This is a genomic window from Nocardia sp. NPDC057272 (assembly GCF_042668615.1).
Classification (GTDB): Bacteria; Actinomycetota; Actinomycetes; order Mycobacteriales; family Mycobacteriaceae; genus Nocardia.
The window spans coordinates 1-22992 of record NZ_JBHUYK010000016.1 but is presented as its reverse complement, the minus strand read 5'-3'; the positions used below and the strand labels follow the sequence as shown (position 1 = coordinate 22992).

At 64.6% G+C, this 22992-nt stretch carries 26 protein-coding genes and 1 other annotated feature; of the genes, 14 read left to right on the top strand and 12 right to left on the bottom strand.

What is annotated here, in order from left to right:
• Positions 1-92 precede the first annotated feature (92 nt).
• On the bottom strand, positions 93-2474 hold the full coding sequence (locus ACFULV_RS21165; RefSeq protein WP_378659119.1) for a beta-glucosidase: 2382 nt from the start codon (positions 2472-2474) through the stop codon (positions 93-95).
• Positions 2471-3322, bottom strand: a complete 852-nt coding sequence (locus ACFULV_RS21160) for an alpha/beta fold hydrolase (RefSeq protein ID WP_378659116.1) — start codon at positions 3320-3322, stop codon at positions 2471-2473. Before ACFULV_RS21160 ends, ACFULV_RS21165 begins: the two co-directional genes overlap by 4 nt.
• A gap of 150 nt (positions 3323-3472) precedes the next feature.
• Here ACFULV_RS21160 and ACFULV_RS21155 point away from each other — a divergent pair, with 150 nt between their 5' ends.
• Entirely contained in the window at positions 3473-4075 is a 603-nt protein-coding gene (locus ACFULV_RS21155) for a TetR/AcrR family transcriptional regulator (RefSeq protein ID WP_378659113.1), read from the top strand.
• 51 nt (positions 4076-4126) lie between these two features.
• Here the strand turns inward: ACFULV_RS21155 and ACFULV_RS21150 are convergent, their stop codons facing one another.
• The 4 genes from ACFULV_RS21150 to ACFULV_RS21135 all read right to left on the bottom strand — a co-directional run bounded on the left by ACFULV_RS21150 (position 4127) and on the right by ACFULV_RS21135 (position 7030).
• Positions 4127-4867 carry a hypothetical protein gene (locus ACFULV_RS21150; RefSeq protein WP_378659111.1) on the bottom strand — a complete coding sequence of 247 codons (741 nt, stop codon included), beginning with the start codon at positions 4865-4867 and terminating at the stop codon, positions 4127-4129.
• Between the two features lie 315 nt (positions 4868-5182).
• Positions 5183-5665 carry a nuclear transport factor 2 family protein gene (locus ACFULV_RS21145; protein WP_378659108.1) on the bottom strand — a complete coding sequence of 161 codons (483 nt, stop codon included), beginning with the start codon at positions 5663-5665 and terminating at the stop codon, positions 5183-5185.
• A gap of 80 nt (positions 5666-5745) precedes the next feature.
• On the bottom strand, positions 5746-6282 hold the full coding sequence (locus ACFULV_RS21140) for a hypothetical protein (RefSeq protein WP_378659105.1): 537 nt from the start codon (positions 6280-6282) through the stop codon (positions 5746-5748).
• Between the two features lie 313 nt (positions 6283-6595).
• Positions 6596-7030, bottom strand: coding sequence for a hypothetical protein (locus ACFULV_RS21135; RefSeq protein ID WP_378659102.1), 435 nt, complete (start codon positions 7028-7030; stop codon positions 6596-6598).
• A 263-nt stretch (positions 7031-7293) separates the two neighbouring features.
• Between ACFULV_RS21135 and ACFULV_RS21130 the strand changes: the two genes are divergently transcribed.
• Positions 7294-8445, top strand: a complete 1152-nt coding sequence (locus ACFULV_RS21130) for an SMI1/KNR4 family protein (RefSeq protein WP_378659099.1) — start codon at positions 7294-7296, stop codon at positions 8443-8445.
• Between the two features lie 202 nt (positions 8446-8647).
• Here ACFULV_RS21130 and ACFULV_RS21125 read toward each other — a convergent pair whose 3' ends face one another.
• Complete coding sequence (locus ACFULV_RS21125; RefSeq protein WP_378659395.1) at positions 8648-9286, bottom strand: hypothetical protein; 639 nt, start codon at positions 9284-9286, stop codon at positions 8648-8650.
• 36 nt (positions 9287-9322) lie between these two features.
• On the opposite strand from ACFULV_RS21125, the gene ACFULV_RS21120 reads away from it, so the two are divergent.
• From ACFULV_RS21120 to ACFULV_RS21105, 4 genes are all read left to right on the top strand, one after another.
• Positions 9323-9514 (top strand): hypothetical protein, encoded by a 192-nt coding sequence (locus ACFULV_RS21120; protein WP_378630699.1) that lies wholly within the window; start codon positions 9323-9325, stop codon positions 9512-9514.
• Positions 9515-9806: 292 nt separating this feature from the next.
• Entirely contained in the window at positions 9807-10883 is a 1077-nt protein-coding gene (locus tag ACFULV_RS21115; RefSeq protein WP_378659097.1) for a DUF1254 domain-containing protein, read from the top strand.
• A gap of 383 nt (positions 10884-11266) precedes the next feature.
• Positions 11267-11440 carry a CsbD family protein gene (locus tag ACFULV_RS21110; protein ID WP_378659094.1) on the top strand — a complete coding sequence of 58 codons (174 nt, stop codon included), beginning with the start codon at positions 11267-11269 and terminating at the stop codon, positions 11438-11440.
• Positions 11441-11529: 89 nt separating this feature from the next.
• Positions 11530-12369 carry a DUF1206 domain-containing protein gene (locus ACFULV_RS21105; RefSeq protein ID WP_378659091.1) on the top strand — a complete coding sequence of 280 codons (840 nt, stop codon included), beginning with the start codon at positions 11530-11532 and terminating at the stop codon, positions 12367-12369.
• Between the two features lie 45 nt (positions 12370-12414).
• Here ACFULV_RS21105 and ACFULV_RS21100 read toward each other — a convergent pair whose 3' ends face one another.
• Complete coding sequence (locus tag ACFULV_RS21100) at positions 12415-12861, bottom strand: MarR family winged helix-turn-helix transcriptional regulator (RefSeq protein WP_378659088.1); 447 nt, start codon at positions 12859-12861, stop codon at positions 12415-12417.
• A gap of 52 nt (positions 12862-12913) precedes the next feature.
• Here ACFULV_RS21100 and ACFULV_RS21095 point away from each other — a divergent pair, with 52 nt between their 5' ends.
• Together ACFULV_RS21095 and ACFULV_RS21090 are read left to right on the top strand one after the other, a co-directional pair.
• A complete protein-coding gene (locus ACFULV_RS21095) occupies positions 12914-13240 on the top strand; it encodes a cupin domain-containing protein (protein ID WP_378659086.1) in 327 nt (108 codons plus the stop codon).
• Positions 13241-13636: 396 nt separating this feature from the next.
• Positions 13637-13939, top strand: coding sequence for a hypothetical protein (locus tag ACFULV_RS21090; RefSeq protein ID WP_378659083.1), 303 nt, complete (start codon positions 13637-13639; stop codon positions 13937-13939).
• Positions 13940-14510: 571 nt separating this feature from the next.
• Here the strand turns inward: ACFULV_RS21090 and ACFULV_RS21085 are convergent.
• A complete protein-coding gene (locus tag ACFULV_RS21085) occupies positions 14511-14879 on the bottom strand; it encodes a low temperature requirement protein A (protein ID WP_378659080.1) in 369 nt (122 codons plus the stop codon).
• A gap of 68 nt (positions 14880-14947) precedes the next feature.
• On the opposite strand from ACFULV_RS21085, the gene ACFULV_RS21080 reads away from it, so the two are divergent.
• The 3 genes from ACFULV_RS21080 to ACFULV_RS21070 all read left to right on the top strand — a co-directional run bounded on the left by ACFULV_RS21080 (position 14948) and on the right by ACFULV_RS21070 (position 16189).
• Positions 14948-15274 (top strand): transposase, encoded by a 327-nt coding sequence (locus ACFULV_RS21080; RefSeq protein WP_378659077.1) that lies wholly within the window; start codon positions 14948-14950, stop codon positions 15272-15274.
• Positions 15235-15363, top strand: a sequence feature (AL1L pseudoknot). Its footprint overlaps the gene before it by 40 nt.
• Positions 15271-15831, top strand: coding sequence for a DDE-type integrase/transposase/recombinase (locus tag ACFULV_RS21075; protein ID WP_378659074.1), 561 nt, complete (start codon positions 15271-15273; stop codon positions 15829-15831). It overlaps the preceding feature by 93 nt. The genes ACFULV_RS21080 and ACFULV_RS21075 overlap by 4 nt, the downstream gene beginning before the upstream one ends.
• A gap of 70 nt (positions 15832-15901) precedes the next feature.
• Complete coding sequence (locus ACFULV_RS21070; RefSeq protein ID WP_378659071.1) at positions 15902-16189, top strand: integrase core domain-containing protein; 288 nt, start codon at positions 15902-15904, stop codon at positions 16187-16189.
• Positions 16190-16298: 109 nt separating this feature from the next.
• Here the strand turns inward: ACFULV_RS21070 and ACFULV_RS21065 are convergent, their stop codons facing one another.
• The 3 genes from ACFULV_RS21065 to ACFULV_RS21055 all read right to left on the bottom strand — a co-directional run bounded on the left by ACFULV_RS21065 (position 16299) and on the right by ACFULV_RS21055 (position 19094).
• On the bottom strand, positions 16299-16841 hold the full coding sequence (locus tag ACFULV_RS21065) for a hypothetical protein (RefSeq protein ID WP_378659069.1): 543 nt from the start codon (positions 16839-16841) through the stop codon (positions 16299-16301).
• A gap of 379 nt (positions 16842-17220) precedes the next feature.
• Positions 17221-17847 carry a hypothetical protein gene (locus ACFULV_RS21060; RefSeq protein WP_378659066.1) on the bottom strand — a complete coding sequence of 209 codons (627 nt, stop codon included), beginning with the start codon at positions 17845-17847 and terminating at the stop codon, positions 17221-17223.
• 653 nt (positions 17848-18500) lie between these two features.
• On the bottom strand, positions 18501-19094 hold the full coding sequence (locus ACFULV_RS21055) for a tetratricopeptide repeat protein (RefSeq protein WP_378659064.1): 594 nt from the start codon (positions 19092-19094) through the stop codon (positions 18501-18503).
• A gap of 723 nt (positions 19095-19817) precedes the next feature.
• On the opposite strand from ACFULV_RS21055, the gene ACFULV_RS21050 reads away from it, so the two are divergent.
• The 3 genes from ACFULV_RS21050 (at position 19818) to ACFULV_RS21040 (ending at position 22829) form a co-directional block, all read left to right on the top strand.
• A complete protein-coding gene (locus tag ACFULV_RS21050; protein ID WP_378659061.1) occupies positions 19818-20084 on the top strand; it encodes a hypothetical protein in 267 nt (88 codons plus the stop codon).
• Between the two features lie 148 nt (positions 20085-20232).
• The gene (locus ACFULV_RS21045) at positions 20233-21567 is read left to right on the top strand and encodes a lipase family protein (protein ID WP_378659393.1); all 1335 of its coding nucleotides are present in this window, start codon (positions 20233-20235) and stop codon (positions 21565-21567) included.
• A 41-nt stretch (positions 21568-21608) separates the two neighbouring features.
• Positions 21609-22829 (top strand): PucR family transcriptional regulator, encoded by a 1221-nt coding sequence (locus tag ACFULV_RS21040; protein ID WP_378659058.1) that lies wholly within the window; start codon positions 21609-21611, stop codon positions 22827-22829.
• Positions 22830-22992: the final 163 nt, after the last annotated feature.

The following is a 22992-nucleotide window of genomic DNA, read 5'->3' as shown; positions in this document are numbered from 1 at the left end:
TTCGCCGCGGCCGTCGCCTCAGCCCACCTCGTCATCCCGGGCCTTCGCGGCCGGGATGACGAGGTGGTTCGCCAAGTGGATGAGCGGTTGTATCAGCTGATTTCAGCGGTGAGCGGGAGAGCGGATACCGAGGTACCGACGTGCAGGGTGAATGTGCCCGGTTCGACAACCCAGCCCTGCTCGGTCCAGTGCTCGAAGCAGCGATCCGGCAATGCGATAGTGGCGGTGACGGTTTCGCCCGCACCGGCCTCCACGGCGGCGAAGCCCGCAAGCCAGCGCACCGGGCGGTCGATGACACTGTCGGCGCGGGACAGATACGCCTGCACCACCTGACGGCCCGCGCGCTCACCGATATTGCGGGTGGTGATGGTGGCGGTGTGACCGCTCACGCTCAGATCGACCAGTTCCCAGTTGGTGTAGCCGAGGCCGTGGCCGAACGGATAGGCCGGGGCCACTCCGGATTTCAGCCAGGCGCGATAGCCGACGTGAATGCCCTCGGGATAGGGCAGGGTGTTGTCGGCGGCGGGCTGGGTGTCCAGCACCGGCACGTCGGCCATGACCTTGGGCCAGGTGGTGGGCAGGCGGCCGCCGGGCTCGGTCGCGCCGGTGAGGACATCGGCGAGCGCGTCGCCGAATTCCTGGCCCGGAAACCATGCCAGAAGGACGGCGGCGACATCATCGCGCCAAGGCATCTCCACCGGCGCACCGGAATTGACGACGACGATCGTGCGCGGGTTCACGGCGGCCACCGCCGCCACCAGTTCGTTCTGGCGCCCGGGCAGCAACAGATCCTTGCGGTCATACCCCTCGGATTCGATCGCCTCGGTGGTACCGACCACGACCACGGCTACCTCGGAAGTACGCGCCAATTCCACCGCGGCGGCGAACTCTTCGTCGGCGGAACGGCGCGGCCGGCCGACACCGAAGGTGATGCCCATCGCGGGAAGGCCCTTGTCGAGGGCGGGAACCAGTTCGATGAGAACATCGACCTCTTCACCCTCGGCGAGAGTGCGGGTGACCCAGCGCTGCGGTGGATTCAGCAACATCTCGACCGGATCGCCGCCCTCGGGGAAGACCGTCTCGCTGAGCACGGTCTCACCGTCGAGCTCCAGGCGCAGCGTGCCGACGCCCGCGTAGCCGATTCGCCACTCCCCCGCCACATCGGCGCGCAGGCGACCACGGATCTCGAAGGACTCGGCCTGCACGGCGAAGGGTGTGCCGAAGAGCATGAGATTGCCCGCGGTGCGGTGCTCGGAATCCAGGACGGTTTCGCCGTCGAGGAAGCGCAGGTTCACCCCGGCCGTGTCGGTCTCCGGGTCGGTGACCAGATCCAGCGGCACCGCGATCATGTTCTCGTTGAGGTGAACGCCCGGCGTGTAGACCACCGGCAGCACTTCGCGCAGGCCCTCCAGCGGCGAACTCGTATGCGATGGAACGACTGTCGAGCTACCACCGCCTCCGAATCGTGGCTGCGCGGCGGCCGCGCCCAGCAGGGCGACCTGGGTGGGCTTGTTCAGGGGCAGCACACCGTCGTTGGTGGCGAGCACCATGGCCCTGGCGGCGGCGTCACGCACGAGTCGGCGCGCGGTCTCGTCGGTGAAAGCCGGTGGCTGCTGGGGGGTTCCGTTCAGCGCACCCACGCGCTGCGCGAATCGCAGTATGCGGCGGACCTTTTCGTCGATGGCAGCCTCGGGCACCTCACCCTGGCGAACCGCTTCGATCAGCGGGGCGGCCCAGAGTTCCCACGGTCCGGGCATAGCGAGGTCGGTGCCCTTGGCGGCGCCCTCGGTGGAGCGCACTGCGGTCCAGTCCGAGACCACCACGCCGTCGAAGCCCCACGCACCCTTCAAAGGCTCATCCAGCAGCGGGTTCTCGGTCATGGTGACACCGTTGACGGAGTTGTAGCCGTCCATGATCATCCACGCGCCCGCGTCCACCGATCGTTCGAACGGGTACAGGTACAGCTCGCGCAGGGTGCGGTCGTCGACGATCACGTCGGCGGTGAAGCGCTCGGTTTCGGAGTCGTTGGCCACGTAGTGCTTCGGGCACGCGCTGACACCGTGGTCCTGGACGCCGGTGACGTACGCGGCGGCCATCTCACCGGTGAGCATCGGATCCTCGGAGAAGCATTCGAAATGCCTTCCACCGAGCGGGGATCGGTGCAGGTTGACGGTCGGGCCGAGCACCGCGTACACATTCTTGCGGCGCGCTTCGGCGGCGATGAGCCCACCGATCTCGGCGAGCAGGTCGCGATCCCAGGTGGCGCCCAGCGCCGAGCCCGACGGCAGGCTCACCGAAGGGTCGCGCTCGTCCCAGGTCTCGCCGCGCACACCGGACGGGCCGTCGGAGACGGGCATCTCGGTCAGGCCGATGCTCTCATCGCCGGCGAAGCGGAAGATGTTGGATCCGGAGATCAGCCGGATCTTGGCCTCCAGGTCCAGCTTGTCCAGAAGGTTTTCGATGTCGTCGGTCATGCCAGTTCTTTCCAGAAGTTCACCAGATCGGCCGTTACCTGTGCGGGGACATCCTCGTTCGGCACATGTCCGACACCCGGGTACACCGCGGTCCTCGCCTGCAGCTGTCGAGCGAATTTCTCGTGGACCTCGGGATCCCACAGATCGTTCGTGTCGCCGTAGGCCACGAGCAGCGGCACCGCGGCATCGCGCAGCGTGGCGGGATCGGCCAGCGGCGGGGTCTCCATACATTTAAGGATGCCGAGGATGTTCGCCTTTTCGGTCTGCACGAGGCGGTTGTGCAGGAACTCGGCGCGCGCGGGCGACGGTGTCTGCCCGGCGGCGTCCATGGCCGCGCTCATCTGCTGCCAGAGAAATTCCTGGCCGGCGGATTCCACCACCTGCGCCACCAGCTGTGGCGGTGAGAACTTGATGTCCTCGACCGAGGAAGGGCCCGAGGCCAGCAGCGTGAGGCTACGGAATCGTGTGGGCTCGTCGACCACGCTGACACGTGAGACGTAACCGCCGAAGGAGTGCCCGACCAGGTGCACGGGCGCGTCGGGCGAGACTTGATCGACAACGCCGCGCAGGTCACCGACGAAATCGTCCATCGTGTAGCCGGCGATATCGTCCGGCCCCTCGGACTGCCACTGGCCGCGCTGGTCGTAGGCGACCGCGCGATACCCGGCCGCCGCGAGCAGCGGGAGCATGAATTCGAAGTCTTCCTTGGAGCCGGTGAAACCAGGCACCAGCACCACGGTGCCGAGGTTCGGCGTACCGAGGGGCGGGTTGACCTCCCATCCGGCGAGCGCGCCCGCACCACCTCGCAGCGTGATCGGTTCGATCGGTATCTCGGTGCCCTGAGTCATCGGCTGTCCTTCCTCGCACGGGCCGTCCCGGTACGGCTGGCACGAGTGTGCCAGCGGACATCCAGTTTACCGAGTGGTCACTCGGTACTGTGATCCTTTCGTTATTCTTGGGGTTCTCTGGGTCCTTTCGTTCGACTACTGTCGCTGCTCATGACGCCGCATCCCCAACGCCGGAGACGGGGCGAGGACCGCCGCGAGCAGATCATCGACCAGGCGCTCGGGAGCTTCGCCGAAAACGGCTATCACAATTCCTCGATCGCCGAGATCGCCACGCGCTGCGGACTTTCCCAGCCCGGCCTGCTCCACTACTTCCCGAACAAGGCGGCCCTGCTGGCCGCGGTCCTGGACTACCGCGACCGCCTCGACTACGACCGCCTCGGCATGAACCGGCAGCTGCGCGGCACAGAGGCCCTGCAACAGCTGGTCCGACTGGTCGAGCACAACATGCACGTCCCAGGCCTGGTCCAGCTCTTCACCGTCGTCACCAGCGAAGCGGTCACCAGCGACCACCCCGCCCGCGCCTGGGTGGTCGATCGCTACCGCATCATGGAGACCTACCTGGCAGGCGCCCTCGACGGCGGCGTCACGGACGGCACCTTCCGCCCCGACATCGACACTCGCGCCGTAGCGCGCCAGATCTCGGCCATGATGGACGGCCTGCAGTTGCAGTGGCTCCTCGACCCCGAGCGCGTCGACATGGCAGAGCTCTTCCGCACCTACATCGACGACCTGACCATCCGACTGTCGAAGTGATCGTGTTGCCCGCAATGTAATCCGCTACCGCCCTTCGCGGCGTCGCCGGATTCAGCTGAAAGAACGCAGGCAGAGCACGAAGGACGCACCACCGCCGGAGCCGATGTACCCCGCGAGCTTGACGGAGTCCTCGTATTTCCGGCACTCGGTGGTCTTGTCGGTGCCCTCGATTCGGGCGATGACCTTCGCCTGGGCTCTCACGTCCGAACAGCCCACCTTCACCAACGCGGCATCGGAGAAGCCGATACTCAGGTCGTCCTCGGTCGCGACGCAATCGCCGGCCGACAGCGCGCCGGGGCCGGTGGTGTTGCTGGTGTTGCCGATGACCACCGCCGTCGCGATGCCGATGACGACCACGATCGTGATCAGCAAACCGACCACGTAAGGGCGGCGGCGCAGCAGCGGCTTGCCCGGGTCTCGCGGCGGTCGCGGGCTGCCCGGTGCCGCCCCGCCGGGACTGAACCATTGGTCGGCCGATCCACCGAACAGCAGGGCGATGACGGCGATCACCGCGACCAGCCCGAAAGGCCCGGGTGACATCCGGACGAAGGCGAAACCGGCATCGGTGTCGACGTTCCCGCCGTTGAAGGCCATGGAACCGAAAGCCACGAGCCCTTCGATCCCGGCGAAGACGGTCGCGGTGATCCGGACCCAGCCCCGCCGCCGCGCGAAGAACACGGCAGTGACCGCCATCGCCCAGAAGAACAGGTACCCCTGAGCGTTCCCGCCCGCCGCAAAGGGATGGCCCATCCCTATCAGCGCGACAGTGCCGGCCAGTCCGATTGCCGACATCACGACCATGATGACTCGCGCCGCCCGAACACGCCCCGGCATCTGCGAAGATGGTGTGTCACCGCGCGATTCGATACCCCCACCAGTCCTGGACGGAGACTGCTGCGGTGCCTGCTGATCCATACCTGTCGCCCCCTGGTGATTCCGCGTTTCGCGTGCCCGATCCTATAGACGACGCCACTGTCGAGGTGCGACAGAAGGATGGCGTCGAGTAGGCGTGCAAGGATCGCGCGGTCGGATGGAGAACGACGTGCTGAGTGATCACGGCCGGGCTTCTCGTGTTGCGGCCGAGGGCAATTCGGGAGACGACTGATTTCAGTGCTTCAGCGATGGATCCCAGCGGTTGGCGAGCAGTGTGAAACTCGGGAGGTCTTCCAGCGAGGTCAATGCCTCGTAGATGCGCTCGTATCGCGTCGAGGCGATCCGCCAGATTCCGTCCGGGTCGCGACGATAGGTGTCGGAATAGTATCCGCCACCACGAATCTGGATCTTCGCACCCGGCACGAGGACGGTGTCCTCGAATGCCCAGGACCCCTTCGCGGTGTCGCCGTCGACCTCGATCTCGGGATGGTTGGCGATGTGGACCGTGACGATCCCGGGTCCGAGGTTCTTGCGCATGAAGGCCACGACGTCGGCGCGATTGTCGTAATGCAGTGGCTCGCCCATGGCCTGGGTGCCATAGCGCGCGGAGACGTCCTCGGCGAGGCAGTCCGCGAACTCGTCCCACAGTTTCAGGTCGAGCGTGCGGAAGTAGCGGTGCTTGAGACGCTTGATCTCCTCGATAGCAACCAGGTCCATGACCGGAGTGTAGAACGTGTTCTAGATTCGGCGCAGGAAAAGCGCGCCTCGAGCAGCTCCCCCGAGCGTTCCGCCTCGGATCAGTGCGTGAGGGCGACCTTCGCCGCTACGACGGCGGTGGCCACGCAGCTGAGCAGAATCGCCCCGAGCAGGGTCGACCGATCTGGCCGCGCACCCTCGAGCCTGCGGATGACGAACGTGATTCCACCGATCCGCACCAGCATGGCGACCTCGGCGAGCACCTGGGCGGTCCGTGGTTCGAGCCACCCGACCGCCGCCGCCACGAGGATCGCGCAGGGCAGCACCGCCGAACTGAGGATGGGCAGCGAATCGCGCAGGTCGAGCCATGGCTGGGGTGGAGAGGGCGCGTCGCTCTGGCGTACCGATTGCCCGACGCTCTCGGCGAAGACATGGGCAATGAAGGTCGACAGGGCGGCCCCGAGAACGACCGCGATGCCGACATCCTCGAGGGACGGTGCGACCGGGATCAACGCGGAGAGGATCAGCACGTTCCCATAGATGTACGCGCTGATCCGGCGAGCCGCGTTCCGACGGTCGAGCGAAACACTCCGGGAGAACAAAGGCCCGTGTAAGAGCTTGTTTTTGTCGCGTTCCATCGGTCCTCACCCGTTAGTCGCACCCTTACGAGACAGCTATGGCGAAGCGGGGAGGTGCGGACACGCGGGGTGGGAATTCGGTGCACCTCGTCGAGAATCGCTACTGACGACGACTATATGCCCGGTGCCCTCGTCGAGCCCGGCGCACGAGGTCTCGCGCCCTGCTCTGAACGGCGGCCACGCCCCGGTCTGGCCGGACGAACCGCGAGGGTCGGCGTTCGAGTGCGGTGCACGACAGCCCCGCCTGCTCGGGGCGAGGCGGGGCCGTGCGAGTCCGTTCACTCGATCAGTAGCCCTCGGGATGGCTGCTGAATCAACGAACTCCCCCGATGTGGACCGTGCTGACGCCCTCGCCGACGATGACGTCAGGCCCAATCGGCTCCAGGCGACCGCGGGGTGGTGTCGGGGTCATTTCGCGAGCGACGATTCGATACCGCCGTTGGGGGCCATCGAAGACCGTCGTGCGTCCTTCATCGAGTTCGACCTCGTGTCCATCGCTGAACTTGTCTCCAGAAATCTTCGCTGTCGCCTGGAAGATGGTCTGATAGCTGTCGATCGCGGAACTGCCGGAGTCCGGCGTGAAGGGTTCGTTCAACCTGTAACTGAACTGGTAGACCTTCCCGTCTTCGGATGCCGGGGCAGTCCCTCCGACGCCATAGCCGTACAGCGTGCCGGTTTCGTACCGCATCCAGAAAAGCTCCACCGACCAGCCATTCTGGACGGGATCTGTTCTCCAACTCGAGCCCATGAGCGTCTCCTCACGAGATGGGGGGCGGGACTTTCGAATGAAATCCACAGAATCGATCCACCCGGAAGCGTAGATCAGCCCGGCCGGGTTGGACCGATTGACGCTCGTCGGTAGATGCGGTCGTTCGCGACCGCGCGCTCAGCGGCATTTGCGGATATCTCGAAGAAGGGCCGGTACCTCTCCTCACCACGATCTCGGCCCGCACCCGTCCGAGCTTGTCGGCGGCTGGTCGTAGCGTTCATGGAATGAACTGGAGACCGTGGTTGGAGCTGTGGAGCGAGGAATGGATCGCCAGCAGAGATCCTGATGAGTTGGATCCCGAGGTGGTGCAGCAGCGCTGGCTCGGGTACCCCCCGGCAACCGAGGCCGACATCGCCGCGGTCGAGCAACGCCTCGGCCTGCGGTTGCCACCCTCCTATCGCAGCTTCCTGCTGACCACCGATGGATGGCGCCATGCCGGGGAATTCGTGCGGCAGATGCGGGACACCACCGATCTGGGATGGCTGCGTGATCTCGAGCCAACCTGGGAGTCCTGGGCCGACCTGATCACCGAGCCACCAGTCGACGCGCCGGGTAACCCGTTCAGCCGCGGACTACTGATCTCGCTGCACGCCGACGTCGGAGTCTTGTTCCTCGACCCGGCCGACCGCGACGACAACGGCGAATGGGCCGCCTACAGCGTGTTTTCCTGGGGCGAGTTCCCGCAGCGGTACCCCTCGTTCACCGCCCTCATGGAATCGACGTACCAAAGCCTTCATCAAATACGTCAGCCGGCGGGCAAAACCCGTGACAACTGGGATCTGGTGGCCGAACAGGCACGTGCCGAAGCCCTTTCCGGGGACATCGACACAGCCATGGCGGCCCTGGAGAAAGCCCAGCATTTCGGCCAGTCACGCGCCACGGTCTTACAAACCCAGCTCCAGATGTTCCTCAGCACCTCTTCCCCCTACGATGCCTCCCGGATCCTTTCGCGTGTGCTACCGCTGGCACCCGTTCCGGAGGAATTCTTCACCGGCCCACTGTTCACCGACGAGTTCGTGCCATGCATGTTCCTGCAACACGCACACAAAGAACCCTGGTATGCCTCCGCGCTCGACGTTGCCCAGATCGTCGACGACCCCGGGGGCGAGATCAAACGTGCCATCGACGGGCACCGGGCCCGGGTAGAGCGGCCCGGCCACCAACTCTCCTACGGCAACCAGGCATTCGACGCCGCGGTACGAAAGGCGCTCGCGCAACACCACTCCGACCCGGCGGCGCTGTGGCATGCGCTCGAGGCCGCGATGGCGCATTGGCGGCCCCGCACGCCAGATCACATCGCCCCGGTCGCCTTGCTCGCCGACCCGGTGCTGGCGTACAGCCTCACCCCGGAACGCGGGCGCGCGCTGTTGAGTCAACCGCGCAGCGGCCGCTGACCCGGCGAGGCCGACCGAATCCGTTCCTTCATAGGTTGCGTGCGACCGAGCGACAACTCGGTCCTCACCGCACACCCGCACGGCCCCTCGGATCATCTGCGACCACACCGGAATAGCACGCTCATCGGCATTACCGGGCTTCCGTGGGTCGTGGTCCGTGCACGATGATGGGGGATGTCACTCGTGGTGGAAGTCGCCGCGGTCAGTGGTCGGGAACGTGCACCGTGATTTCCCCGCCGAGGTGATACCCCTCGGCCAGTCGCAGGTTGTCGCCGCTCCAAAATCTGCCCGGGTCATACCAATTCGGACGTCTGTTCGGCAACAAGCCCATGGCCTCATACGTCATGGCGACGATCTCCGCGCAGTAGGCGTTCTCCAGACCGGCATGATCGGATTCGCGCTTTTTCGACCGTTTCGGTATCGGCACCCGGCCCAGCAACCAGCGCCCCGCCAGCGCGCCGGTGGAGGGGAAGGGCATGCCGTCCAGCCTCGCCACCACCCGCAGCGCTGCATCCTCCATCTCGCTGGTCACCGGCCGATCCAACTGACGCATCCACGCCTGTTGCCCGTACTCCTGGCTCCATCGGATGACCGCAGCCCGCAAATCGTGTAGCTGGGCTCCGCGATGATGGCTACCCGACCAGATATCCGGCAGTGCCTTGCCGAGTTCGGCATGCCATATCAGCGCCGGTAGGTCATCGATGACCACTGCCATGCCGACGTGGTTCACCGGGCTGTTGGTCAACCCCCGTATCGCGCGATCGGCGCGAGAATGCCCGCGAAACAGCCATAGATCCCCCGTTCGCGTCAGCTCTACTGCTTCGTCCAAGCCGATACTCATCGGCGTTTCGTCTGGCACAGCGACTAGCCTAGGCGCATGCGCTGGTGGAAGATATTGGGTCTGGCCGGGACCGCGGGTGTCGCGGCGACCGGGGTGGTCATCGTGCGGGCCGAACGCAAACGTCGCGCATACACCCCGGACCAGGTCCGCGAACGGCTGCACGCGCGCCTCGGCGATAAATCCAACAGACCGAGCCCCACCACGCCAGTCGATGACGGCAAGTCCTGATCGAAAGATGTCCGCAGCGGTGACCGATGCTGGATCCGGTGCGCCGCGCATCATCCAACGAATCTCGCGAAGTGCACTCTGGTCGACGTTCGAGAATCGTCCCGCGATGACTCATTCCGAGGTCATCGAGACGTCGGAACGGGGGCGGCGATTGCGGCGTCGAGATCCTGGACGGCTTTGTCGCCGTACATGCGGGGGAAAGCCACCCGCTTCGGGTGAGGCGCGCCGACCCGACGACATGTGACCATTCGACAAAGTCTCGATGGCCACGCGCTGACGGCAGGAGTTCTGTATGAGTGATCCACGATGGTCCGCACTGGTCGAGGCTCCGTTCCAGGGTGGCTACCCGACCCCGAAAGCCGCCCAGGCGCTACGGGAGGAGATCTGGTTCCAGCGCGGGGTTCAGGTCTATGACTGGGCGATGCCCGCGGTCGCACTGGAAGCGATGCGGCGCGCGTGCGGGCAGCGCTTCGGATTCGGTGCCACCACCATGGTGAGCTGGCGCCGTATCGGCCCCGAAGCACTGGCGGTGACCTCCAACCCCGATGTCAGCTACAGCTTCACTTGGCTCGACCTCGCCGTCGACGGACCAACCGTGATCGAGGCCGCCCCACACCTGCAAGGTCTGGTCGACGACGCCTGGCAGCGCCCTATCACCGACATCGGCGCGGCCGGACCCGACCACGGCGACGGCGGCAAATTCCTCATCGTCCCGCCCGGCTACGACCAGCCCCTGCCGTCGGGGTACTTCGTGTGCCACTCGCGCACCTATCGGGTGCTGGTATTCCTGCGCGGCTTCTTCACCCCCACCGACCTCGACGCCGGGCTCGCCCAGATCAACGCCACCAGCATCTACCCACTCACCGCCGCCCAAGACCCACCGGCGGTGAACCGCGTCGATGCCGCCGGCGTCGCCATCGACATGCTGGCACCCAACGACCACAGCTACTTCGCGATACTCGCCGATATTCTCGCCACCGAACCCGCCGACCGCGAAGACTTCACCATGCGCGGACTGGCCGCCACCCTCGGCATCGCACCCGGACACGATTTCACACCCGACCACACACTGATCGAGATCTTGGACGCAGCCGCGGCAGTCGGTGAGAAATACGCCGCCACAGTCGCTTTCAACCCCGATGACCATCTGCGGGTGTGGCCGGATCGGCATTGGACCAGCAACATGATCCCCGGCCCGTACGTCACCGCCGACCCGGAGTTCAACACCGCGACCTACCAGAACACGGACCCACCCAGGCCTTCTTCGACCGCGCCTGGACACCCGGCGACCTCACCAAAGGCAGCAACCGCTGACTTGTCCGATCCTTGCCGAATGCACGATATTCGGCAGTTGCGTGCGTTCGGCTGAGCCCACATGCACGTCAAGCACGGCTCGAGATCTACTGCGAGCGTGAGAGTTCCGACCGGGCGGGTGAACTGAAAGCTTCGTCGGCGTGCTGCATCGTATGAAGATCGGCATGCACGATCTGTCGGCCCAGCGTCCTCTCCTGAATTCAAGCGCATCCGAGGAGCCGACCCCGGCTTTCCTGCGCTTGCCCGACCACCGGCAGGAAGTGGCGGCCGGAAAGTGTCGATCTCCGAGGTGACGCACCTGGCGTTCGGGGATCTCGTCGGGCGGGTTCGTACCAGGAGGCTCGCCGCGACCACGCGGATCCCTGTGTTGAAGATCAACATCGTTGACAGCCGTGGGGTTACGGCGTTGACTTGATCCCACACAGCGAGGAAACCGCCATGAGTACGAGTAAGAAAATCGCGAATTCCGTCGAGGCCACCAAGGGTCGGATGAAGAAGGTGTTCGGTCGCGCCACCGGCAACCGAAGCCTCGAGGCCGAGGGTCGGGCCGAACAAGTCAAAGGCAACCTGAAACAGTCCGCCGCCAAGATCAAAGATGCCTTCAAGAACTAGCTTCGCCGAACGAGAGACCTCGCACTAGACCCCGCGCGCCGACCGTTGCGGACCCACTCGACGGATCCACCACACGCAGGGGTATCACCATGCCGAACAACACCGTCCCCACATCGTCGTACGACAACTCGTCCAGTGCCGTGGCCAAGGTGGCCCAGAACAGCGTCTTCGAACGATTCGCCCGCGCGGGCTTCGTCATGAGCGGCATCGTGCACCTGTTCATCGGCTACATCGCCATCCGGCTCGCCCTCGGTGGCGGAGGCGGAACCGCCGACCAATCGGGAGCCATGACGGAACTGGCCGCAAAGCCGGGCGGTGTCCTCGCGCTCTGGGTCGGTGTCGTCGCGTTCTCGCTGATGGCGTTGTGGCGGCTCGCCGAAGCGGCACTCGGCAGCTCCTCCAGACCCGACTCCGACAGCAAGAAATCCGAGGCCGTCAATCGCGTCAAGGCATTCTCCCTCGCGGTGGTCTACCTCGGTTTCGCCATCTCCGCATTCGGATTCGCCCGGGGCGCGGGCGAATCCAGTAGCGAGCAGAGTACGGGGATCACTGCTGCGATGATGCGATCGAGCGTGGGCACGATCGCCCTCGTCGCCGCCGGATTGATCATCATCGGGATCGGCGGCTATCACGTGTACAAGGGCGCGACCCAGAGCTTCCTCGAAGACCTGCAAGGCTCCACGAGCAACCTGGTTCGCCGGTTGGGCACGGTGGGATACATCGCGAAGGGGTTGGCCGTCGCGGCTATCGGTTTGCTGGTGATACTCGCGGTCGGCCGATCCGACCCCAGCGAAGCCACCGGACTCGACGGAGCGTTCAAAAATCTGGGAGCACAGCCGTTCGGAGCTGCCCTGTTGATTGCGGCCGGCCTGGGCATCATCACCTACGGCCTCTACAGTTTCGCCATGGCGCGCTACACCAAGATGTAACGGACTCTGGGTAGCGCCAGACCGGCCATCGACCTATCGCTCGGCTCACAGCGGCCGGAAGGCGCGTGGGTTAGCGGAATCGGTTGCAGCGTCAACGATCTCGCCGAGCACCGCCCGCACGGCGGTGATCTGATCCGCGCCCACCCGTGCGGTCAATCTCCGCTCGTAGTCCGCGTGGAAGGTCCGGACGGTGTCGAGCATGTCGCGCCCGCGCTCGGACAGCTGCAGCAGTTTGGCGCGCTTGTCATTCGGGTCGGCGCGGCGCTCGACATAACCTTGCCGGACCATCTCATCCACCACCTTGGCCGCACCCTGCGCGGTAATCCCCAGGTGCTCGCCCAACTGGCTCGCGGTGAGCGCGTTGTCCGCGAGTGTGCGCAGCACGTACCCGTACGAGGCGCCCAGCACCTGATGTCCGTGCCCGACCAGGTGTGCGTGTAACTCCTGCACGAACCCCTGGTAGGCCTGCCCGAGCAGTACCCCGAAATCCATGCTTGACTCCCTTCGTATCGATATGTACGCACCCACCTTCCAGGCTCCCCTCATGACCGCCATCGGATTGGCCGCTCCCAGCCGGGGTTCCAGCGAGAACAGCGTGTGGCGATTCACCCTCGAAGCGGGCAATCCCGGTCACGCGCACGCGGTGTCGCGTGAGGAGATCTTCATCGCGCTTTCCGGGAGGGCGCAGGTGATCATCGACGGCGAGACCGGCGAGCTTTGCGCCGGGGACGCCCTGGTCATCCCCGCGCACACCGTCTTTCACCTGAGCGTCCCGGGCGATGAGCCGTTCGAGGCGGTGGCGGTGCTGCCGGTCGGCGCGTACGCCCAGGCCCCCGACGGCGATCCCATCAGCCCGCCCTGGGCTCAGTAGCCCATGTACACAACCTCATTCACGACGCATAGGAGAGACCCATGCCGCTCATCACCGCCGACCAGGCCCCGCGATTCGAGAACGGCCACGTTGACTTCGTCGGCCTGCCTGCCCCCAGCCGCGGTTCCACCGAGATCTGTGCCTGACGGGCTCAGCATCAAACCCGACGTCGATGCCCCGCCGTATGCCCTGGACCGCGAGGAGATCTTCATCGCGCGGGCTACCGTCGGTCTTCGTCAGTACAGCCGCAGTCGCCAGTTGTGCACCCAACTCGGCAGTTGAGTGCGTTCGTCGGCGAGGGTCGTGGCCGTTCGGGGTCGCGCGGATCGCGGCAATATGGGCGTTGGCCAGGCGCCGAAGCGAATATCTCTCCACTCTGCGTAGCATCTGGTCATCATGAACGGCCAGGAGATCGTAGCTACGGGTTCGTGGCTGTATGCCGATATCGTTCTCATGCCGGTGTTCGTCGTCCGTCTCGACTACGATTTCTGGTACGAAGTTGCCCAGGACGAGGGCACACTCGCGGAGGGCGAGGAGCCGATCCTCGATTCGGCCGGGCATTCCTATTACGTGTCGTTCAAAGCCCTCCGCGACGATGGGTCATTCTGGCCTGATTGCGGGCCGCACCGTTCGGTTGATGATGCGCGGATCGCGGCAGAATCGAGAGTGCCCTCTCCGATCACTTGGCAGTTCTGGTGAATCACTTCCCTGAAAGATCATTGTTCGAAGCGTCACGATCCGTCTGGCACGCACGCCGCAGTCCGCACTGAAATCGGCAGTTGAGTGCGTCGCACACCGCACCGAACTGGCCTTGGCCGGAGTAGTGGACTATTCGGTGGAGCTGCTTGCCAAGGGCAGAGGACACCTATTCCGGGAGTGGCTAGGCGGGGTTACATTGTCGATCACCTACGCCGACGGCCGGGCTCCGCTACAGCTGACCGACCAGCTCGTGCCCGGCTACGCGCTGCGTCCACGGCGAGACTGAGCCACTGATCGCGGCATGGCGGATGCTCCGCTCGACCAGTTCCTGAGCCGAACCTTGGGTAAGCGCGGGATTTCGGCCTATCGATCCAAATGGATGACTGAAGCCGGAATATCGCTAGCGCAACCGTTTTCGCAATCCTCGCGATAATCCTGACACGCGGACGCAGAGGTATGCGTGCCGGAGAGCAGCAGTGGTACTTGGCATTTCACCGAAGATGCCCGGATGCCGAAGCATGCGTGAAGACGACAGCAGCCCACACTCGGTATCCACTCCTTCCGGACAGGTCTAGGCGTGTGGGGTGCCGGGATCTATCGGCTGCCGCCAGACGAGGACAGCGACGGTCGCGGTGAGGATTGCCGCGGTGAGCGCGAAGGGTATCGGGATGAGGGGGTCGATGAGCACGAGTAGTCCCACGGCGGGCACGACGGTGTTGACGATGCGGTCGGCGTTGGGCCGGATCGCGAGGGTCCAGATGCCGAGGACGAAGACGGCGAGGGGGATGGTGTAGGCGAAGGACGCGTAGGGCTGATGTAGTGCGCTGTGCCCGGCGAGGACGTCGATTTCGACTTCGATGCCGGCGGAGAAGGCGCTTGCGGCCGCGAAGATGAAGTAGTGGCCGTATCCGTAGCCCAGTGAGCTGGCGAATCCGGGCATGGCGTGGTGATGTGGTGAACCGTCACGGGTTGGGGGCCGCTTCTTCCTAGTGGAAGATGGTCACCATCATGCCGAAGCGCTATCCTCCCGAGGTTCGTGAGAAGGCCGTTCGGTTGGTCTTGGAGCGCCTCGATGAGTTCGAGTCCCCGTATGCCGCCGCCAGGGCGATCGGCCCGTTGGTCGATGTGCACTATGAGACGTTGCGGGTGTGGGTGAAGAAGGCCATGGCCGAGGGGTCTCGGCCGGGCAAGGAGTCGGCGGGCGGACTCGCTGCGGCGGAGCGTGAGGAGTTGGCCAAGCTGCGCAAGGAAGTGCGCGATCTCAAGCAGGCCAACGAGATTCTGAAGTTGGCGTCGGCTTTTTTCGCGCGGGAACTCGACCCGCGACACCGTTGATCATCGGTTTCATCGACGAATACCGTCAGGCCTATGGCGTCGAGTCGATCTGTGGTGCGCTCTCGGCGCACGGAATCCAGTTCGCGCCAAGGACTTACCGCAAAGCACGCCGCCGGCCTCCGTCGGCCCGCGACATCACCGATGCGTATGTGGAGAACGCCCTGCGTGATCTGGTGGGCAGCCCGGATCAAATGTATGGGCGCCGCAAGATGACCCGCTATCTGCGCCGCCGCGGCCACCAGGTGGCCTTCTGCACCGTCGATCAGATCATGCGCGACCTGGGCATGAACGGCGCCGTGCGCGGTCGCAGACATCGGACCACGATCCCGGACAAGGACGGGATCCGCGCCGGGGACAAGCTCAACAGAGATTTGACTGCCACCGCACCGAACCTGGTGTGGGTCGCCGATTTCACCTACGTCTCGACCTGGACCGGGTGGGCGTATGTGGCATTTGTCTTCGATGCCTACTCCCGCGCGATCGTCGGCTGGACTACCGCCACTACGAAAACCACAGCGTTGGTGTCCAAGCCGCTGCACATGGCTCTGTGGCGGTGATCACTACGGGCATCCCATCGAGCCCGGACTGATCCACCACAGCGATGCCGGATCGCAATACGAATCAGCGATGTTCACTGAATTGCTTGCACTGCAAGGACTCTCAGCGTCAATAGGTTCGGTTGGCGATGCCTATGACAATACTTTGGCGGAATCGATCATCGGCCTGTTCAAAACCGAGGTCGTCAACCGGCACGGACCGTTCAAGACTCTGCCCGAGGTCGAGTTCGCGCTCATGGAATGGGTGGACTGGTACAACAACGCCCGCCTCCATTCCCGGCTGGACTACCTGACCCCGGCCGAATACGAGGCCGCGTACTACTCTCAACAACCACCACGCCGACCGGCGCTGGTCTGAATCAGAAGCCGGTCCCTTACCCGTGACGGTTCATCGGTGCGATGGTCCCAGAGGCGGCCGATCACGATGCCGAGGACGGCAGCGCACGCTGCCAGTAGCGCGGCAGTCATCAGGAGCCCCGTCGCTGTTCGGTGATCGCGGCCGAGTCGTGCCCGGTTGTCGGGAGTATCTGTGCAGAGTGGAACACTCTCACAGGGGCCGGGGGAAGGTCGAGCTCCCTACGCGCCGCGTTGACGAACTGTTCGAAAACTGCCCCTGCTGGCTGGCGCGCCTGGTCCCACTCGGCGCGGTCTTGAATCTGCCGGTCGGTTGCGGCGGAGAACAAGGCCCCGAGTGCTTCGTCGAGATCAGTGACCGCGACGACGACGTCAGTCGACCCGTGGAGCCACACGGCGGCTACCGCACTGTCCCAGGCCGCGAACCCGCCCGAACGGGTGTGCTCGATCAGGGCTTGAAACGCTGCTGCGTCGGTATCGGTCAGGGCGACTACACGAATCGCTTCGTAGGTGACTTGGAACTGTTCGATGACGCGCTGATAGCTGGCGGTCTTCTGATCGCGGCGCCAGCGAGTCGATTCGGATCGTATATCCCACAGGCGCCCGATCATGACGCCGACCAAGCCGGCCAACGCGGCGAAGAATGCTGCCGTCATTGCTCCCCCAACTGACCCCCGCTGCGCGAGGGATCACGGCTAGTCTACGGCCCTCGTGCAGCATTGCCAGGCGGTATTCGCCAGGAAGCGTTCTGCACCAACGGTTCTCACGCCTCGACGAGCGCAGCCTCGATCCAAGTATGGCGATCGTTCAGGAGCCACAACCAGGGCAGGCATACCCGTCCCGCCGGGCCGCCCCGAGCAAGCGAGCGCAGCTAGCGCATTTCCGCAGCTGAGGCGATAGGTGGTGTAGGGGTGGTACCACTCTCCGGGGTGAGATGTCGGTTACACACTCCTTGAATGACCGATTCTGCCGGTGACCCATGACGGGGTGACCGTGAGCGGGTGCCAACAGAGGTGCTCTAGTTATGCGCAGCGGTCACTGGAAGGAAGAGTTCTCCCATTCGGCCATAGCACGGCGTAGTGCGAGGATGTCGCCCTGACTGACCGGTTCTCCGCATTTTTGATCCCCGAAGACTTGCGATATCAGCCTCTTGACGGTGGCCGAGGAGTACCCGCGTCGTCGCAGACCGGGGAAACGAAGGTGGGCAAAGTCGTCTCGCCCACCAACCTTCACATACAGCAGACGACGGGCATACGTCCAGTCCATGACAAAGACCACGGGGATGATTTGGAGGGCAAAGATCGCGCCGACCCCGGCCGCTGTACCCAGGAACATTCCAGGGGATCTCGGTGCCCGCCCACCTTCGTGAACGATGACGGCCGCGGCACACAGCGTGACGGAGACAACGGACAAAGGCCATCCGATCCACACGATCAGTCGGCGCTTTCCGGTGTAGCGGATGGCGCTATAGGCCGCCACCCAGGTGATCTTTTCGATCAACTCCGCCCGCAACGCTTTTGGGCAGCGATCCCCTGCTGCGGCGACGAGCTTGGCGAGGAGTTCGGCGCGCGACGCGCATCGACGTCGGTGAGTAGCCGGTACGGCCATCAGCAGGGTGTAGATCGCGCCCATGGCTCCCGGAATGGTCCAACTCCAACTCATCGTCGGAGGGTACAGACGGTGGCCGTGCCGGTTTCGGTGGACACTGAAGGCATATGCCATGCTGCGGCAGCGCTTCGCGGGCCACAGCTCAGGCGATAGGGAGTGCAGAGGTGACACCACTTATTGGGGTGAGCACTTATTGGGGTGAGCGTCGAGTACTACACGCGCGTGGAGCGTGGCAATCTCAAGGGCGTCTCCGACAGTGTGCTGACGCTCTCGCCCATGCGCTGAGGCTCGACGACAGCGAATGCCCCTGTACGACCTCGCTTGTGCCGCCGGGCCGGCCGGGAATCGGGCCCGGCAACAGGCACCCCGGTCCGCGGTGCGGCCGAGTGTGGCGCGGATCGTCGACGGAATCCCGGGGCTGCCCGCGTTCGTGATGAAGAACCGCCTCGCCACGATGGCCGCCATGTACGAACGCACCAGAAGAGATTCGCCCTCGGGCAGAGGACTGTGCCATGCGCCCGATTGTGCACTACGGCAGCCGAACCACGCGCAACCAACATCGCGACGTCAAGGCCGATACAAAACCTTAGATCCGAGGCGACACCGGAGTCTCGGCTCATAGGAAGTGAACCGGGGCCGAGACGGCACCGCGCTCACTGACCTCAATTTGCCTTCGTTGCCGAACACGTGTGCGGCACCGACGGTGTTCAGCGGGGGTTGCGGAGCACCACATCGAGATTGTGCCGCAGGTCGACCACGATCGGATCGTCAGATCCATAGGCAACCAAGGCCGTGCGATAGGCCTGGTCCAGGAGGAGTGCGGCCCGCTGCCTATCGCCCGACTTGAACAGGCCGGACCCGACCGCTTGGGCGGTGGCCAGCGTTTCGGGGTGATCGCTCCCGAGCCCCTCCTTCTTGGCCTCGAGAACCGTCAGGAGCAGAGGGATCCCCTCGGCCCACTCGTGCATGAGTAGCAGTGCGGAGCCCAGGTTGTGCGCGGCGCCCAGCGTGAGGGCATGGTTCGGGCCGAGGGCGCGAGTGGCGCGGTGGTGGGCGTCGCGATGCCGCGCGGCGGCATCGGGAAAGTTCCGCTGCTGGTAGCAGGCGGATCCGAGGGCGTCGATCACGGTGATCGTGAAGGGGTGCTCCGGTCCGATCTCGGCTTCGCAGTCGGCAAGCAGTTCGGTCAGCGCGGACTCAGCCGATCCGTGGCGGCCGGCGTCGAGCAACTGCAGCGCATCCCGCAGGCGCCGTTCGAGCTGCGCGGGAACGCGATTCGGTCGACGCCATGTGAATCTCAATGCGGCCTCCATCGCCCGGCGTTTTCTTCAGAGTAACCCGCCGCCGCCCCCGCATTCGGCGATTCGAATCGCGACCTCGAAAAGCGATGTCGTTGCGCTGCACCCACTTCGACGCGTTCCGCACACCCACCGACCGTGCCGATTACGTACAGCGCAAGTCGCCGTCGCCGAATCCGCAGACACGTTGCGCGAGAGGCCGCGCCGAGCCTGCACCGAACCGGCGGTAGCGCTGGAGCGGATCGACGCCTCGGCTGAACGCGCCTATCAACGTCCGGCTCAACCGTGCCCGCGCCGCCGAAGACGGCGAACCACAGCAGGCTCACCACTGGCACCAGTCTTTCCCACTGTCCGACGTCCGCAACCGCATCCGCGGCAGTGTCGGCCGGAAACGCCGAGAAGCGTGTCAGATCGCTTGACGCCTCAGGGGTAGTCCACTGAGGAACTGGTTCATCCTTCGAGCTTTTGACTCGGCTGATCCAGTTGTTGTTCGCGCTTTCGCTGCTCGCTCTTCAAGAGTTCGACACGTTCAGCGAATTCAGCTAGAGCTTTCTCCGGCTCCTGAATGTGCTTGTACTGTGCTACGCCCAGTTGTAAGCTGCTGAGCTCCCCCTCAATAGAGTCAGCTGTCTGCTGGAGGTAGAATCCCCTTTCTCGAAATTTGAAATATCCAGTGAATCCAGAAGCGAGACCGACCGAAAAGGTTACGCAAACAAGGATCGTCTTTTGTATGCCTACGAGGCCGCCTACCTCTACGACCTCGCCCGCTCCGCGCGCAGACCCTCGCGCACCCGAGCACGGACCAAGCCCGCCGCCCTCGCCCAGCCCGTGCAGCTACTCATCGACTCCATGGACGCCACACCGGTCATCGTCCACAACCGGTGCCTGGACGTGCTGGCCGCCAATCCGCTCGGGCGCGGTAGAGGATGTGGCGGCAGTGCTGGCGCGGTCAACCCCGAGCATCGGGCCAGCAAACCCGGTCGGACCTGGTGAAGTGCACTCGGATTCGGTTGTGCACACGCACTAATGTTGGCATTCACTGCTGGGATCGTGCCGAAGACTCCGCGCTGTGTCATGCGATGTTCTTGTTCGAGGTGCCGGGAGGCTTTCGACACTTCATGGCAATGACGCTGGAGGTTCAATGGGTAAGACATGGTTGCGACACTGGACTGTCGCGACGCTATCTGCGGCAACTGTGCTGGTCAGTGCCGCTACTGCGGTGGGTGATCCCGCCGATATCGCATTCCCTCCAGACCAGAACCAACTGCCGCAACTACCGTCCGAACCGCAGATCTACGATCTGCTCCCGATTCCAACGCCCTCGGAAGACCCCTGGTACAACGACCCGAACGACCTTGCGTCCTACGCGCCCGGTCAGATCGTGCGCACCCGGGAGGTCCAGACTCGCCTGGCCGGCATCCCGTTCCCGGTTTACACCAAGCAACTGCTGTTTCGGTCCAACGATGTCCATGACAATCCCATCGTGACAGCCACGACCGTCATCATCCCGGGTATTCCATGGCAGGGCAGTACCCGGCCGGTGCTGTCGTTCCAGGAGGCCATCGACTCCACCAATTCCTCCTGCAATCCCTCCTACACGTTGCAGGTCGGCACGATGAAGGAATCCGCGCTCGCGATCTACTGGCTGATGCAAGGCTTCGCCCTCAACATCCCCGACTTCGACGGGAAGTTCAACACGTTCAACACCTTCGCCGAGGGCAAGATGGTCCTGGACAGCCTGCGCGCGGTGAAGAACGATGCGGGACTGGGTCTCGCTGATGCCGGCATCGCGCTGTACGGGTACTCCGGCGGCGGCTCGGGATCGATTCGCGCAGCCGAACTGCGCGCCACCTACGCACCTGATGTGCGGCTGCTGGGTACGGCAGTGGGCGCCACCCCTGGCAGCCTCACAGGAATCGCGCGATACGCGGTGCAGCCGCAGACCGGACTCGCAGGGATCGGGAACTTCACCATGTGGCTCGGGCTCGTAGCCTTCGCGCGGGAATACCCGGACGTATTCCGGCCGGAGGAGTTGCTCACCGAGGAAGGCCAGCACCTGCTCCGCGATTTCCAGTCTCGCTGCGTCATCACCCTCGCACCGTCAGGGATATACCGCCCACTCAGTGCGTACTTCAAACCGGGCAAATCACTGGAAACTGAACCCGCAATCATGCAAGTGCTGGAAGACAACAGTCTCGGCAAACACATACCGGACACCCCGATCCTGTGGTGGCACGGTATCTGGGACGAGGTCGTGCCGCCGTCGACAGTGCTGCCGACAGTGAACAAGTACTGGGACAGCGGTGCGGACCTGCGGTTCATCACCGTTCCCCTTCCTGAGCACGGGGTGAACGCTGTCACCGGCTGGATTCCGTCGGTAGCTTGGACCAGCGCGGTGTTGCGCGGCGTGCCTGCGGGCCCGACGTTCAATCTCGGGTTCCCCGCACCGCTACCCGAAGGCTTCCCGGGCTCTTGAACCAATAGGTCGACGCGGGTATCGGCGTCTTAGGAGGGCCCATGACCCAGATGTATTCCCCCGAGCCCGGGCTCGCGCACGACAAGCGGTGGCAGCAGGTCGTCGAGCGGACGCACGCCAAAGCGGCAGGCTTGGCCACCACCCTCAAAACCGATGATCTGCTGCCCCACTCCATGCTGGACGCGGACTTCGTACCCAGCGTCCAGCTCAACATTGCACTGTTCTTCCGGTCGCTCACCGTGGACCACGAGCTGTCCAGGCAAGACACCCTCCCGATCGTCGAGCGGGCGATGCGGCTGGTCCGTGACGGTATGTCCCTCGAGGAGATCCTGACCAACTACCGGGTCGGCACCGCATTCCTGTGGACTCAGTCCATCTCGGCCCTCGAACCGGACGAGTACCCGCTACTGCCCGAACTCGGGCTGCACCTGACCAACTACCTCAACCTGGTAGTCACACACATCGCCACCGCTCTCATCGAGGACAGCCGCCAGCCACGCTGGGACATCCTGGAACGCCAAGGCGAGATCGCCGCGGACCTGCTAGCCGGACGCGAGATCACCGGCTGGACAGGCGCACCCGAAATCCACATCGCGGAATCATTTCTCGTTGCCGCGGTACGGCTCGGCGAACCCGCACCCGGAACCCTCACCGCACTGCGTAACCGGCTCGGGCAGCTCCCGGGCACCTTCCTCTACCGCGACAACGGCGGCTGGATCGCGCTCGTCCCCCTGCGCCCGGTAGACGAAGGCGATCCGGCGGCTGCGCTGGCCAACCGAATCGGGTTGTCCAGCAAGACTGTTCAGCCCGAATGCTGGATCGGCGTAGCGACCGCCTTCACCCGGGCGGATATCCCCGCGGCCTATACCGAAGCGCACACCGTCGCCGAGACCGCCCGCGCCCTTGCCCGGCCCGAAACGATCTGCACCCGAAAGCACATGATGTTCGAATACTCCGTGGCGGCAGGCGGAGCCACCCTCACAGCCCTGGCCGCGCTGCTCGATCCGCTCGCCGAGCACCCTGCGCTGCTAGAGACACTCGATGCGTTCATAGACAGCGAGTTCAACCACAACGCCGCCGCCCAGGCACTGTTCATCCACCGCAACACCGTCACCTACCGGCTCTCCCGCATCACCGAACTGAGCGGCTACGACCCCCTGCTGCCCAGCGGAATTTCCACTCTCATGGCCGCGCGGGTCGCCCAGCGCATCGTCACCTACCCCGCTCACACCACGGATCCTCATCGGCGCCGCCCTGATTGATCCCGTGGTCTGAGTTTCGAAGTCCTCGCGGCATGACCGTATGTCCGACGGTTCCTCAGAGTGCTTGTGCGGCATAGATTCCCGCCGTCGCGATAGCCACCCCGCCCAGGGCGAAGCGCAGTCCTCGTTCGGGTAGTCGAGGTTGCAGGTGCGCGCCGAGATA

Bases quoted from the DNA above. Each gene is read 5' to 3' on its own strand.
- ACFULV_RS21105 (WP_378659091.1), top strand. From the start codon at position 11,530: ATGCCGAACAACACCGTCCCCACATCGTCGTACGACAACTCGTCCAGT.
- ACFULV_RS21045 (WP_378659393.1), top strand. From the start codon at position 20,233: ATGGGTAAGACATGGTTGCGACACTGGACTGTCGCGACGCTATCTGCG.
- ACFULV_RS21085 (WP_378659080.1), bottom strand. From the start codon at position 14,879: ATGCCCGGATTCGCCAGCTCACTGGGCTACGGATACGGCCACTACTTC.
- ACFULV_RS21115 (WP_378659097.1), top strand. From the start codon at position 9,807: ATGAGTGATCCACGATGGTCCGCACTGGTCGAGGCTCCGTTCCAGGGT.
- ACFULV_RS21155 (WP_378659113.1), top strand. From the start codon at position 3,473: ATGACGCCGCATCCCCAACGCCGGAGACGGGGCGAGGACCGCCGCGAG.
- ACFULV_RS21065 (WP_378659069.1), bottom strand. From the start codon at position 16,841: ATGACGGCAGCATTCTTCGCCGCGTTGGCCGGCTTGGTCGGCGTCATG.
- ACFULV_RS21060 (WP_378659066.1), bottom strand. From the start codon at position 17,847: ATGAGTTGGAGTTGGACCATTCCGGGAGCCATGGGCGCGATCTACACC.
- ACFULV_RS21150 (WP_378659111.1), bottom strand. From the start codon at position 4,867: ATGTCGGCAATCGGACTGGCCGGCACTGTCGCGCTGATAGGGATGGGC.
- ACFULV_RS21070 (WP_378659071.1), top strand. From the start codon at position 15,902: ATGTTCACTGAATTGCTTGCACTGCAAGGACTCTCAGCGTCAATAGGT.
- ACFULV_RS21125 (WP_378659395.1), bottom strand. From the start codon at position 9,286: ATGAGTATCGGCTTGGACGAAGCAGTAGAGCTGACGCGAACGGGGGAT.
- ACFULV_RS21135 (WP_378659102.1), bottom strand. From the start codon at position 7,030: ATGGGCTCGAGTTGGAGAACAGATCCCGTCCAGAATGGCTGGTCGGTG.
- ACFULV_RS21165 (WP_378659119.1), bottom strand. From the start codon at position 2,474: ATGACCGACGACATCGAAAACCTTCTGGACAAGCTGGACCTGGAGGCC.
- ACFULV_RS21100 (WP_378659088.1), bottom strand. From the start codon at position 12,861: ATGGATTTCGGGGTACTGCTCGGGCAGGCCTACCAGGGGTTCGTGCAG.
- ACFULV_RS21110 (WP_378659094.1), top strand. From the start codon at position 11,267: ATGAGTACGAGTAAGAAAATCGCGAATTCCGTCGAGGCCACCAAGGGT.
- ACFULV_RS21040 (WP_378659058.1), top strand. From the start codon at position 21,609: ATGACCCAGATGTATTCCCCCGAGCCCGGGCTCGCGCACGACAAGCGG.
- ACFULV_RS21080 (WP_378659077.1), top strand. From the start codon at position 14,948: ATGCCGAAGCGCTATCCTCCCGAGGTTCGTGAGAAGGCCGTTCGGTTG.
- ACFULV_RS21090 (WP_378659083.1), top strand. From the start codon at position 13,637: ATGAACGGCCAGGAGATCGTAGCTACGGGTTCGTGGCTGTATGCCGAT.
- ACFULV_RS21120 (WP_378630699.1), top strand. From the start codon at position 9,323: ATGCGCTGGTGGAAGATATTGGGTCTGGCCGGGACCGCGGGTGTCGCG.
- ACFULV_RS21095 (WP_378659086.1), top strand. From the start codon at position 12,914: ATGACCGCCATCGGATTGGCCGCTCCCAGCCGGGGTTCCAGCGAGAAC.
- ACFULV_RS21145 (WP_378659108.1), bottom strand. From the start codon at position 5,665: ATGGACCTGGTTGCTATCGAGGAGATCAAGCGTCTCAAGCACCGCTAC.
- ACFULV_RS21160 (WP_378659116.1), bottom strand. From the start codon at position 3,322: ATGACTCAGGGCACCGAGATACCGATCGAACCGATCACGCTGCGAGGT.
- ACFULV_RS21140 (WP_378659105.1), bottom strand. From the start codon at position 6,282: ATGGAACGCGACAAAAACAAGCTCTTACACGGGCCTTTGTTCTCCCGG.